The organism is Micromonospora endolithica (genome assembly GCF_003626595.1).
In the GTDB taxonomy this organism is placed as follows: Bacteria; Actinomycetota; Actinomycetes; order Mycobacteriales; family Micromonosporaceae; genus Micromonospora; species Micromonospora endolithica.
Genome location: NZ_RBAK01000010.1, coordinates 12,039 through 24,566 on the forward strand (window position 1 = coordinate 12,039; position 12,528 = coordinate 24,566).

A 12,528-nucleotide genomic window follows, 5' to 3' on the forward strand; every position below is an offset into this window, starting at 1 on the left:
ACGGCGATGGCCGTGCCTGGCTCGGTGCCGTTACGGCGATGGCGGCGTCCGGTTCGGTGGCGCTACGGCGATGGCCGTGCCTGGCCCGGATGCCGCTCCGGCCTGGATGCCGCTCGGGTCCGGCTCGTGCGGCTGAGAGGTGCGGCTCGTGCGGCTCCGGGTTTGGCCCGCTGGCGCCGGGCCCGGTGGAGCGGCCTCCGAACACCGGCGCAGGGCTGATCCATCGACGACATCAGCTCGAAAGCGCCCGACGGGACAGTGTCGCCCGTCGGCCGGCGGGTGGGCAGTGTCGCCCCGTCGGCCGGCCGGCGGCCGGCGGTCGGCCGACGGGTGCGATCGCGGCGGATACGGGGCCGGTCGCGGGGAGAGGGAGGGGCCCGGCAGACGGGAGGCCCGCACCGCGAACGGTACGGGCCTCCCGGCGGTGATGCCGGACCGGAGCGGTCAGCCCTTGATGCGATCCAGGGCGTTCCGCAGGTTGACCAGCTCGGTCTGCTGGGTGTTCTTCATGGTCTGCGCGGCGCGCACCACGTCCGGCTCGTCGCTGGCGTCGAGCAGGGCGTCGGCCATGTGGACGCCGCCGATGTGGTGGTCGATCATCAGGTCCAGGAAGAGCACGTCCAGCTCCTTGCCCTGGGCGGCGCGCAACTGCGCCATCTGCTCCGGGGTGGCCATGCCCGGCATCAGGCCGTTCCTGACCATGTCGGTGCCGTCGGGCATCCACGCCATCCGGGGCTGCGAGCCGGTCGGGTCCAGCCCCCAGGACCGCAGCCAGGTCTGCATCGCGCCGATGTCACCCTGCTGGGACAGGGCGATGTCGCCGCCGATGCTGCGGACCTCCTGGTCCGTGCCGCGTTGGAAGGCGATCAGCCCCATCTCCACCGCCTGCGCGTGGTGGGTGGTCATGTCCCGGGCGAAGCCGGCCTCCACGGAGGCGTCCCCCGGCCGGGTCAGGCGCGGGGTGAGGAGACCGCCCGCGTACCCCAGCAGGAGGCCGACCACGACGGCGGCCGCCACCACGACGGTGCCGAACCGGCGGGCGGACCTCCGGTCACCGTGCTCGGTGACCGGGGTCTCGTCCGGCGAGCCGTCCAGGGTCGCGGGTGCGGTCATCGCTCGTCCTTACTGCTGGGCGCCGAGTTGCTGCGGGGTGCGCGGGGTGGTGCCGGTGGCGGTCACGCCCTGGTTGCAGAGCGCGGTCGGGCCCTCGACCGAGGCGTTCACCTTCAGCGTCTTGATGAAGTCGTCGATCCGGCTGTCGTCGGCGTTGTCGACCTTGAGCTGGTAGCCCCACGCCTGGAGCGAGATCGCCTTGTCCAGACCCTCGTACGGGCTGAGCATCAGCTTCTCGTTGCCGCGCACCTTGGCGGCCAGCTTCTCGACCTGGTCGGCGGGCAGGTCCGGACGGTAGGTGATCCAGACCGCGCCGTGCTCCAGGCTGTGCACCGCGTGCTCGCTGGCGATCGGGGCGGTGTAGACGTCACCCATGCAGTTCTGCCAGGCGTCGTTGTGCGGGCCGGCGACCGGCGGGAGCACCGAGTAGGTGATCGCCCCCTGCTGGTGCTTCCCGCCCTTGACCAGCTCCGGGTCCTTCTCGCGGTAGTTGACGATGCCGTCGATCGAGTTCGCCCGGTCCTCCCACGGCTTCGAGCCCTGGAAGGTGGCCCACGCGCCGTAGCCGATGATCGCCACGGCGAGCACACCGACGGCGGTGAACAGCGCGATCGGACCCCAGCTGCGGCCCTGGCTGACCTTGACCGGGGTGACCGGCTTGCGGGGGCCCTTGCCGCCGCCGGAGCGCCCGGCGCCCGCCGGCTTGCCGGAAGCGGCCTTGGCGCCGGCGGAGGGCCGGCCCGCGGCCGGCTTCTTGCCGGTGCTGACCACGGTCGGGCGGCGCTCGGGGCCGCCCGGGGTGCTGATGCTCATCGTCCCTCGTCAGGTCGGTCGGTCAGGGGATCTGGCGGGTCGGGTTCACATGCTGGGTCGCCGCCGCAGTGGCCGAGTCTACCCCCGATAACATGGATCGGTGACTCCCGCAGAACTCGCCGAGGTCGTCCTCACCGCAGCCCACGCCGTCTTCACCGAGCGGGGCCTGGACCGTGCCGCCCTGCCGGAGCGGACGGTGGTGGAGCGACCCCGAAACCCCGAGCACGGTGACTACGCCTCGACGCTGGCGCTCCAGCTCAGCAAGAAGGTGGGTGTCCCGCCGCGCGAGCTGGCCGCCGCCCTCGCCGAGCAGCTCGGTCGGGCCCCCGGGATCAAGTCGGTGGAGATCGCCGGTCCGGGCTTCCTCAACATCCGGCTCGACGCCGCCGCCGCAGGCCAGCTGGCCCGCGTGATCGTGGAGGCCGGCGCGGACTACGGCACCAGCGACCGGCTCGCCGGCCAGAAGATCAACCTGGAGTTCGTGTCGGCCAACCCGACCGGCCCGGTGCACATCGGCGGTGTCCGCTGGGCGGCCGTCGGCGACGCGCTGTCCCGGCTGCTGCGGGCCACCGGCGCCGAGGTCGGCACGGAATACTACTTCAACGACGCCGGGTCCCAGATCGACCGGTTCGCCCGCTCGCTGCTGGCCGCCGCGAAGGGCGAGCCGGCCCCCGAGGACGGGTACGCCGGCGCTTACCTCACCGAGATCGCCACGCAGGTCCAGGCGCTCCGGCCGGACGTGCTGAGCCTCGACGACGCCGCCGCCCAGGAGGTGTTCCGGGTCGAGGGCGTCCAGCTGATGTTCGCCGAGATCAAGTCGTCGCTGCGGGACTTCGGGGTGGAGTTCGACACCTACTTCAACGAGAAGGACCTGCACGACTCCGGCGAGCTGGAGCACGCCCTGACCCGGCTGCGGGAGCAGGGCCACACCTTCGAGCACGACGGCGCGACCTGGCTGCGCACGACGGACTTCGGCGACGACAAGGACCGGGTGCTGCGCAAGTCCAACGGCGAGTGGACCTACTTCGCCGCCGACTGCGCGTACTACCTGGACAAGCGGGAGCGCGGCTTCGACCGGGTCGTGATCATGCTGGGTGCCGACCACCACGGCTACATCGGCCGGATGAAGGCGATGTCCGCGTGCTTCGGCGACGACCCGGAGCACCACCTGGAGATCCTCATCGGCCAGCTGGTCAACCTGGTCCGCGACGGCGCCCCGGTGCGGATGAGCAAGCGGGCCGGCACGGTGGTCACCCTGGAGGACCTGGTCGAGGCGATCGGGGTGGACGCCGCCCGGTACGCGCTGGCCCGCTACTCGTCGGACTCCCCGATCGACCTCGACGTGGAGCTGTGGACCAAGGCCGGCAACGACAACCCGGTCTTCTACGTGCAGTACGTCGCCGCCCGGACGGCCAGCGTCGGCCGGAACGCCGCCGAGGTCGGCCTGACCCGGGGCGACGCCGCGTCGTTCCACCCCGAGCTGCTCGGCCACGAGAAGGAGAACGAGCTGCTCAAGGCGCTCGCCCAGTTCCCCGCCGTGGTGGCCACCGCCGCCGAGCTGCGCGCGCCGCACCGGGTCGCGCGCTACCTGGAGGAGCTGGCCGGGGCGTACCACCGGTTCTACGACCACTGCCGGATCCTGCCGCGCGGCGAGGAGGAGATCACCGACCTGCACCGGGCCCGGCTCTGGCTGAACGACGCCACCCGCACGGTGATCGCCAACGGCCTGCGGCTGCTCGGCGTCACCGCCCCGGAGCGGATGTAATGCGGGCGCACGAGGCCGGCGCCCTGCACGGTGACATCGGCAGCCGCGGGCCGGCCTGGCTGCGTCCGCCGGCCGACGTCAACGCCCTGGTGCCGGACCTGTGGCCGCGCAACGTGGTGCGCGCGACGGACGGCGCGCTCGCCGTCGCGGGCCTCTCGGTCCACGACGTCGCGGCCGAGTACGGGACGGCGGTGTACGTCCTGGACGAGGACGACCTGCGGTCGCGCTGCCGGGACTTCCGGGCCGCCTTCCCGACCGAGGACGTCTACTACGCGGGCAAGGCGTTCCTCTGCCGCGCGGTGGTCCGGATCATCGCCGAAGAGGGACTGCACCTCGACGTCTGCACCGGGGGTGAGCTGGCCACCGCGCTGTCGGCGGGCATGCCCCCGGAGCGGATCGGGTTCCACGGCAACAACAAGTCGGTGTCCGAGCTGACCCGGGCGCTGGACGCCGGGGTGGGCCGGATCATCGTCGACTCGTTCACCGAGATCGACCGGCTCACCGCGCTGGCCCGCGAGCGGGGTGTCCGGCCGAGGGTGCTGGTCCGGGTGACCGTCGGTGTCGAGGCGCACACCCACGAGTTCATCGCCACCGCCCACGAGGACCAGAAGTTCGGGTTCTCCCTGGCGGGCGGGGCGGCGGCGGCCGCCGCCTTCAAGATCCTCGACGAGGACGTCCTGGAGCTGCGGGGCCTGCACTCGCACATCGGCTCGCAGATCTTCGACGCCAACGGCTTCGAGGTCTCCGCTCGCCGGGTGCTCGCCCTTCAGGCGCAGATCCGTGACGCCCGCGGGGTGGAGCTGCCCGAGCTGGACCTGGGCGGCGGCTTCGGCATCGCGTACACGACCCAGGACGACCCGGCCACGCCGCAGGACCTCGCCAAGCGGTTGCGCAAGATCGTGGACTCGGAGTGCGCGGCGGAGCGGCTGGCCGTGCCGCACCTGTCCATCGAGCCCGGTCGGGCCATCGTCGGGCCGGCGGTCTTCACCCTCTACGAGGTGGGCACGGTCAAGGACGTCGACGGCATCCGGACGTACGTCAGTGTCGACGGGGGGATGAGCGACAACATCCGCACCGCCCTGTACGACGCGTCGTACTCGGCGACGCTCGCCTCCCGCGCCTCGACCGCGGAGCCGATGCTCGCCCGCGTGGTGGGAAAGCACTGTGAGTCCGGGGACATCGTGGTGAAGGATGAATTCCTGCCCGCCGACGTGCAGCCCGGAGATCTTCTCGCGGTACCCGGCACCGGTGCCTACTGCCGGAGCATGGCCAGCAACTACAACCACGTGCCCCGGCCGCCGGTGGTCGCGGTGCGGGACGGTCGAGCGCGACTGATCGTCCGGCGGGAGACCGAAGACGACCTGCTCGCATTGGATGTTGGATGACGTCACCTGTGCGTTTGGCACTGCTCGGTTGCGGCACGGTCGGCCAGGAGGTGGTCCGGCTGCTGCACGAGCAGTCGGCCGACCTGGCCGCCCGGATCGGCGCGCCGCTGGAGATCGCCGGCATCGCCGTACGCCGGATCGGCCGGGACCGGGGTGACCTGCCGGTCGACCCGACGCTGTTCACCACCGACCCGCTCGGCCTGATCAAGCGCGACGACGTCGACGTGGTGATCGAGGTGGTCGGCGGCATCGAACCGGCCCGGACCTGGCTGGTGGAGGCGCTGCGCGCGGGCAAGAGCGTGGTCACCGCCAACAAGGCGCTGCTCGCCGAGGACGGCGCGGCGCTGCACGACGCGGCGGCCGAGGGCGGCGGTGACCTCTACTACGAGGCGTCCGTGGCCGGCGCGATCCCGCTGCTGCGTCCGCTGCGTGAGTCGCTGCACGGCGACCGGATCACCCGGGTCACCGGCATCGTCAACGGCACCACCAACTTCATCCTCTCCGCGATGGACGCCACCGGCGCCGGCTTCGCCGAGGCACTGGAGGAGGCCACCGAACTGGGTTACGCGGAGGCCGACCCGACCGCCGACGTCGAGGGCTTCGACGCCGCCGCGAAGGCCGCGATCCTCGCCTCGCTGGCCTTCCACACCCGGGTGGCCGCGGCGGACGTGCACCGCGAGGGCATCACCGAGGTCACCGCCGCCGACGTGGCCAGCGCCCGGGCGATGGGCTGCACCATCAAGCTGCTCTGCATCGCCGCCCGGGGTGCCGACGCGGCCGGCCGCGAGACGGTCGGCGTCCGGGTGCATCCGGCGATGATCCCTCTGACCCACCCCCTGGCGAGCGTCGGCGACGCGTTCAACGCGGTCTTCGTCGAGGCCGACGCGGCCGGGCAGCTCATGTTCTACGGCCGGGGCGCGGGCGGCGCACCCACCGCCAGCGCGGTGCTCGGCGACGTGGTCGCGGTGTCCCGCAACCGGCTCGCCGGGGTCCGCGCGGCCAGCGAGTCCGCCTACGCGGACCTGGCGGTACGGCCGATGGGGGAGGCCCTCACCCGCTACCACATCAGTCTCGACGTGGCCGACCGGCCGGGTGTGCTGGAAGCGGTGGCCGGCGTGTTCGCCCGGCACGACGTGTCCATCGCGACCGTCCGGCAGGGCCCGGCGGGCGGCGGTCCGGCCGGCCGGGGCGACGACGCGGACCTGGTCATCGTCACCCACGTCGCCCCGGACGCCGCGCTCGCCGCGACCGTCCGGGAGCTGCGGGGCCTGGACATCGTCCGGTCGGTGGCCAGCGTCCTGCGGGTCGAGGGCGGCGCCTGACCCGGCGTCTCGCCTGGTGGTTAACCGTGGGTGCGACGAGGATGGGTGCGCAAGGCTGGACCACGCTGGACGGGAGCCCCCGGGGAGCGGGGCACGGAGCGAGGAGAGCGACATGTGGCGGGGTCTGATCGACGCGTACGCCGACCGGCTGCCGGTCACCGAGGCCACGCCCGTCGTCACCCTGCACGAGGGGAACACCCCGCTGCTGCCCGCGCCGGTGCTCTCGGCCCGGCTCGGCTGTGACGTCTGGTTGAAGGTCGAGGGGGCCAACCCGACCGGCTCCTTCAAGGACCGGGGCATGACGCTGGCCGTCTCCAAGGCGGTCGAGGCCGGCAACAAGGCGATCATCTGCGCCTCCACCGGCAACACCAGCGCCTCCGCCGCCGCGTACGCGGCCCGCGCCGGCCTGACCTGCGCCGTCCTCGTGCCGCAGGGCAAGATCGCACTCGGCAAGCTCGCCCAGGCGCTGGTGCACGGCGCCAAGCTGCTCCAGGTCACCGGCAACTTCGACGACTGTTTGGCGCTGGCCGCGAAGCTCGCCCAGGACTACCCGGTGGCCCTGGTCAACTCGGTCAACATCGACCGCCTGCACGGGCAGAAGACGGCCGCGTTCGAGATCGTCGAGGCGCTCGGCGACGCACCGGACATCCACTGCCTGCCGGTCGGCAACGCCGGCAACGTGTCGGCGTACTGGCTGGGCTACTCCGAGGACCTCGCCGCCGGCAACACCACCCGCGCCCCGAAGATGTACGGCTTCCAGGCCTCCGGTGCCGCGCCCATCGTCACCGGCAAGGTGGTCCGCGAGCCGTCGACCATCGCCACCGCGATCCGCATCGGCAACCCGGCGAGCTGGACGAAGGCGCTGGACGCCCGGGACTCCTCCGGCGGTCTGATCGCCGCGGTGACCGACCGGGAGATCCTGGCCGCGTACCGGCTGCTCGCCCGCGAGGTCGGCGTCTTCGTGGAGTTGGGCAGCGCGGCGAGCGTGGCCGGTCTGCTCCAGCAGGCCGCGCAGGGACGGGTCCCGGCCGGTTCCACGGTCGTCTGCACGGTCACCGGGCACGGCCTGAAGGACCCGGAGTGGGCCATCACGACCGCGCCCGCCCCGGTCACCATCGCCAACGACCCCCTCGCCGCGGCCCGCTCCCTCGACCTGGCCTGACCGGGACCGGCCGCGCCCGTCCGCCGGGTGCGGCGACGCGGAGCCCGGCGAGGGCGGTGGAGATCGGGTGGGGGACACTCTGGGTGATCCCGAAACAGTTTCCCCTTCAGGAGTGAGCCACGCCGATGTCGCTGCTCGCCAGATTCAGCCTCGCCAACCGGGGGCTGATTGCCCTCATCGCGGTGGTGACCACGGCGTTCGGTGCGTTCGCCGTACCGTCGCTGAAGCAGCAACTCCTGCCGTCGCTGGAGTTCCCGGCCGCGTTCATCGTCGCCGCGTACCCCGGCGCCGGCCCGGAGATCGTCGAGTCCCAGGTCACCGAGCCGATCGAGAACAGCCTCCAGGGCATCACCGGCCTGGAGAAGGTCACCTCGACCTCGCGTGAGGGCTCGACGACCGTCCAGGTGCAGTACGAGTTCGGCACCGACCTGGACGACATCTCCAACAAGATGCAGACCGCGCTCAACCGGATCGACGCGCAACTGCCGGAGGGCGTCGACCCGCAGGTCATCGTCGGCAGCACCGACGACCTCCCGGCCGTGGTGATCGCCGCCGCCGGCGGTGACGACCAGCGGGCCCTGGGCGAGAAGCTGCGGACCACCGTCGTACCCGAGCTGGAGGCCATCGAGGGGGTCCGCACCGTCGAGGTGACCGGCACCCGCGACGAGGTCGTGGTGGTCACCCCGGACCCGGCCAAGCTGGCCGCCGCGCGCCTCGCGCCGACCGCGATCGGGGAGGCCCTGCGCAGCAACGGCGTGGCGGTGCCGGCCGGCGCCGTCGTCGACGGGACCCGTGGACTGCCGGTCCAGGTGGGCACCCCGCTGGCCGGCATCGACGACCTGCGCGGCATCGTCATCCCGCGCACCCCGCCGGCCGTACCGGTCCGGCTCGGCGACGTAGCCTCGGTCGAGCAGCAGCTCGCCCCGGCCACCGCGATCACCCGTACCAACGGCAAGGACAGCCTCGGCGTCGCCGTCACGGCCGCGCCGGACGGCAACGCGGTGGAGATCTCGCACGAGATCCGCGACCGGCTCGCCGACCTGCGGACCGCGTCCGGCGCCGAGCTGACCGTGGTCTTCGACCAGGCGCCGTTCGTCGAGAAGTCGATCGAGAGCCTGACCACCGAGGGCCTGCTGGGTCTGGTCATGGCCGTCGTGGTCATCCTGGTCTTCCTGCTCTCGGTACGCTCCACCGTCGTCACCGCGGTCTCCATCCCGCTGTCGGTGGTGGTGGCGCTGATCGCCCTCTGGGTCGGCGACTACTCGCTCAACCTGCTCACCCTCGGCGCGCTCACCATCGCGGTCGGCCGGGTGGTCGACGACTCGATCGTGGTGCTGGAGAACATCAAGAGACACCTGGAGTACGGCGAGGAGAAGCGGACCGCCATCCTCACCGCGGTGCGGGAGGTCGCCGGCGCGGTGACCGCGTCCACACTGACCACGGTCGCCGTGTTCGCGCCGATCGCGCTGGTGGGCGGCTTCGTCGGGCAGCTCTTCGCGCCGTTCGCGATCACCGTGACGGTGGCGCTGCTCGCCTCGCTGCTGGTGTCGCTGACCGTCATCCCGGTGCTGGCGTACTGGTTCCTCAGGCCCGCCGGCTCCACCGTGGACGACGCGGCGGTCCGCCGGGCGGCGGAGGAGAAGGAACTTCGCAGCCCGTTGCAGCGCGCGTACCTGCCGGTGATCGGCTTCGCCACCGGTAAGCGGGCGACCCGCTGGATCACCCTCGGACTCGGCGTGCTGGTGCTCTTCGGCACCTTCGGCCTGTCCCGGCAGCTCGAGACGAACTTCCTGGACGACTCCGGCCAGGACACCATGAACATCAGCCAGGAACTGCCGGCGGGCACCGGCCTGGCCGGCACCGACGCGGCGGCCCGCCAGGTCGAGGCGGTGCTGGCCGGCACCGACGGCGTCGAGACCTACCAGGTGACGGCCGGCTCCGGGGACACCCCGTGGGCCGGTGGCGGCGGCAACAACGTCGCTACCTGGTCGCTGTCGCTCGGTGACGAGACCGACGCCAAGGAGATGCGCGGGATCCTGCGGGAGAAGTTCGCGGCGCTCGGCGACGGGGCCGGCGAGTTCACCTTCGGCGCCGGGCAGGGCGGCGCGTCCGCCAACCAGCTCGAGGTGGTCGTCCAGGCCGGCGAGCCGGAGGTGCTGGAGCGGGCCGTCGGCGAGGTCGAGGCGGCGATGAAGGGCCTCGACGGCGTCGAGGACGTGACCACCGGCCTCGCGGCCCGGGTGGACCGGGTCCAGGTCACCGTCGACCGGCTGGCCGCCGGGCGGTACGGACTCAGCGAGGCGGCGGTCGGGCAGCTGGTCGCCCAGGCGTACCGGGGTGCCCCACTGGGCCAGGTGACCCTCGACGACGGGCAGCAGGACGTGGTGCTGCGGAGCACCGCCCCGCCGCCGGTGACCGTCGACCAGCTCCGGGCGCTGCCGGTCGGTCCGGTGAAGCTCGACGACATCGCCGAGATCACCACGGCCGCCGGGCCGCAGCAGGTCACCCGGGTGGACGGCGAGCGCAGTGTCTCGGTCACCGGTGCCGCCACCGGCTCCAACCTGGGTGCGATCAGCCAGGAGTTGCAGAAGAAGCTGGACGGCATCGACGTGCCGGGGGCGACCTTCGCCATCGGTGGCGTCAGCGCCGACCAGGAGGAGGCCTTCGCCGACCTCGGACTGGCGGTGCTGGCGGCCATCGCGATCGTCTTCCTGATCATGGTGGCCACGTTCCGCAGCCTGACCCAGGCGCTGATCCTGCTGATCTCCATCCCGTTCGCGGCGACCGGCGCGATCGGTCTGCTGCTGGCCACCGGCACCCCGTTGGGCGTGCCGGCGCTGATCGGCGTGCTCATGCTGGTCGGCATCGTGGTGACCAACGCGATCGTGCTGCTCGACCTGGTCAACCAGTACCGCGCGCAGGGCATGGGCGTCCAGGAGGCGGTGGTGGAGGGCGGCCGGCGTCGACTGCGGCCGATCCTGATGACCGCGGTGGCGACCATCTTCGCGCTGCTGCCGATGGCGATGGGCCTGACCGGTGAGGGCGGCTTCATCTCGAAGCCGCTGGCGATCGTGGTGATCGGCGGTCTGCTCAGCTCGACCCTGCTGACCCTGATCCTGGTGCCGACGCTGTACGCGATGGTGGAGAACACCAAGGAGTCGCTGCGGGCCCGTCGTGCCCGCCGTCGCTCCGGCGGCGCTCCGGCGGACGCGGGCGGCGGCTCCGGGTCTTCGGCCGGCGGTGCCACCCCGGGCGAGGACGTCCCCTCTCCGGCCGGCGGTGCCACCCCGGTCGGCGGTGCCGCCGGTGACCCGGTCACGGCCGGGTCGGGGCGGGCCGCCGGCGGTGCTTCCGTCACGGGCGCTCCCGGCGACGGGGGTTCCACCGAGCCCCGGTCACGGCCGGCCCCCTCGGGTGCGCTCATCGACGGCACCGACCAGTTCGAGGTCCTGCGCCTGCCGAAGAGCCGCACCTCCCCGCTGCCCCCCACCGAATAGATCAGCGGGCACGGTTTCCCGGAGAGTGTGGCCGTTCCGCGCGGGATGGCCACACTTTCCGGGAGACCGCCGGTGCGGGCGGAGGTGCGCGGTCCGGGTGTCGGGTGTGCGCGGGGCGGAGGACGGTCGCGGGGCGGCCGGGTAGGGTCCGGTCCGTGCCGTCCGCCCTCTCGGTCCTGCGCCGCAACCGGAACTTCCGCAATCTCTTCCTGGCCGAGCTGGTGGTCTTCGGTGCCGACTGGTTCGTCATGGTGCCGCTGCTGGTGCTGTTGCCGAAGCTGACCGGCAGTGGCGTGTGGGGCGCACTGGTGCTCGCCGTCGACACCGGCATCGTGGCGCTGCTGTTGCCGTACACCGGGACGATCGCCGACCGGATCGACCGCCGGAAGATCATGATCGCGGCGAACGTGGCCGCGCTGGGCGGCGTGCTGCTGCTGCTCGGGGTACGCGGTTCGGGCACGGCGTGGCTGGCGATGCTCGGGATCGGCGTGGTGGCGGTCGCCAAGGCGTTCTACTCGCCGGCCGCCCAGGCCGCCCTGCCGAACGTCCTGGATCCGGAAGAGCTGGCCGCCGGAAACGCGGTAGCGGGTTCGGCGTGGGGCACGATGACGGTGGTCGGCGCCTCGCTCGGCGGGGTGCTCAGCGCGGTGGCCGGCCCGTACGTCTGCTTCTGGGTGGGGGCGGGCGGCCTGGTGCTCGCCGCGCTGCTGGCCGCCTGGATCCGCCGGCCGCTGCAGGCCCCACGGGACCGGGACCGGCCCGCGCAGCAGACATGGGTGGCGATCCGCGAGGCGCTCGGTTACATCGGGCACCGCCCACGGGTGCTGGCGTTGGTGACGGTGAAGTCGGCGGTCGGGTTGGGCAACGGAGTGCTGACCGTTTTTCCGCTGCTCGCCGGGGTGTACGGCGTCGGCGCGCTCGGTGCCGGCCTGCTGTTCGCGGTACGCGGCGCGGGTGCCCTGGTCGGTCCGATCCTGATGCGCCGGGTGCTCGGCAACCGGGCCTGGCTGCTGCCGGGGCTGGCGTTGTCCATGTCGCTGTACGGCCTGGCCTACCTGGGAACCTCGGTCGTCGGGTGGTTCCCCCTGGTCCTGGTGCTGGTGTTCGTCGCGCACTTCGCCGGCGGCAGCAACTGGGTGATGTCGAACTTCGCCCTCCAGGGCGAGGTGCCGGACCGGCTGCGCGGACGGGTGTTCGCCACCGACATGATGCTGGCGACCCTGGCCATCTCGGTGAGTCAGCTGGTGGTGGCCTCGGTCGTGGACATCGTCGACGAGCGGGTGGTGCTGGCCGGCTGCGGCCTGGTCACCCTGGTCTACGCGATCGGCTGGCGGGTCGCCACCCGACAGCTCTCGCTCACCGACCCGGTCGCTGAGCCGGACCCGTCGGTGGTCCGGTAGCCGTCGGGCCCGCACCGCCGCGTCCCTCCGGCCGATGGCCGGCGCGCCGGTGTCCCATCGGCCGGACGATG

General features: G+C 72.6%; 8 protein-coding genes. 6 read left to right on the top strand and 2 right to left on the bottom strand.

Going from position 1 to position 12,528, the window contains the following annotated elements; genetic code table 11:
• Nucleotides 1–444 precede the first annotated feature (444 nt).
• Nucleotides 445–1,113: a DUF305 domain-containing protein gene (locus tag D7223_RS22675; protein ID WP_120730451.1), complete on the bottom strand. Its 669-nt coding sequence runs from the start codon at nt 1,111–1,113 to the stop codon at nt 445–447.
• 9 nt (nt 1,114–1,122) lie between these two features.
• Complete coding sequence (locus D7223_RS22680; protein ID WP_120730452.1) at nt 1,123–1,926, bottom strand: DUF3105 domain-containing protein; 804 nt, start codon at nt 1,924–1,926, stop codon at nt 1,123–1,125.
• A 100-nt stretch (nt 1,927–2,026) separates the two neighbouring features.
• Here D7223_RS22680 and argS point away from each other — a divergent pair, with 100 nt between their 5' ends.
• From argS to D7223_RS22715, 6 genes are all read left to right on the top strand, one after another.
• Nucleotides 2,027–3,691 (top strand): arginine--tRNA ligase, encoded by a 1,665-nt coding sequence (gene argS / locus D7223_RS22690; protein ID WP_120730454.1) that lies wholly within the window; start codon nt 2,027–2,029, stop codon nt 3,689–3,691.
• Entirely contained in the window at nt 3,691–5,076 is a 1,386-nt protein-coding gene (gene lysA / locus D7223_RS22695; protein WP_120730455.1) for a diaminopimelate decarboxylase, read from the top strand. Before argS ends, lysA begins: the two co-directional genes overlap by 1 nt.
• Before the next feature lie 8 nt (nt 5,077–5,084).
• Nucleotides 5,085–6,398, top strand: a complete 1,314-nt coding sequence (locus tag D7223_RS22700; RefSeq protein ID WP_186832448.1) for a homoserine dehydrogenase — start codon at nt 5,085–5,087, stop codon at nt 6,396–6,398.
• Nucleotides 6,399–6,510: 112 nt separating this feature from the next.
• Nucleotides 6,511–7,560: a threonine synthase gene (gene thrC / locus D7223_RS22705; protein ID WP_120730457.1), complete on the top strand. Its 1,050-nt coding sequence runs from the start codon at nt 6,511–6,513 to the stop codon at nt 7,558–7,560.
• A 125-nt stretch (nt 7,561–7,685) separates the two neighbouring features.
• Complete coding sequence (locus tag D7223_RS22710; RefSeq protein WP_120730458.1) at nt 7,686–11,057, top strand: efflux RND transporter permease subunit; 3,372 nt, start codon at nt 7,686–7,688, stop codon at nt 11,055–11,057.
• Between the two features lie 155 nt (nt 11,058–11,212).
• Nucleotides 11,213–12,457, top strand: coding sequence for an MFS transporter (locus D7223_RS22715; protein ID WP_120730459.1), 1,245 nt, complete (start codon nt 11,213–11,215; stop codon nt 12,455–12,457).
• The last annotated feature ends 71 nt before the right edge of the window (nt 12,458–12,528 follow it).

What these genes read in the sequence shown, in the direction of transcription:
- D7223_RS22675 (WP_120730451.1), bottom strand. Translation starts at nt 1,113, where the DNA reads ATGACCGCACCCGCGACCCTGGACGGCTCGCCGGACGAGACCCCGGTC.
- D7223_RS22710 (WP_120730458.1), top strand. Translation starts at nt 7,686, where the DNA reads ATGTCGCTGCTCGCCAGATTCAGCCTCGCCAACCGGGGGCTGATTGCC.
- lysA (WP_120730455.1), top strand. Translation starts at nt 3,691, where the DNA reads ATGCGGGCGCACGAGGCCGGCGCCCTGCACGGTGACATCGGCAGCCGC.
- D7223_RS22680 (WP_120730452.1), bottom strand. Translation starts at nt 1,926, where the DNA reads ATGAGCATCAGCACCCCGGGCGGCCCCGAGCGCCGCCCGACCGTGGTC.
- thrC (WP_120730457.1), top strand. Translation starts at nt 6,511, where the DNA reads ATGTGGCGGGGTCTGATCGACGCGTACGCCGACCGGCTGCCGGTCACC.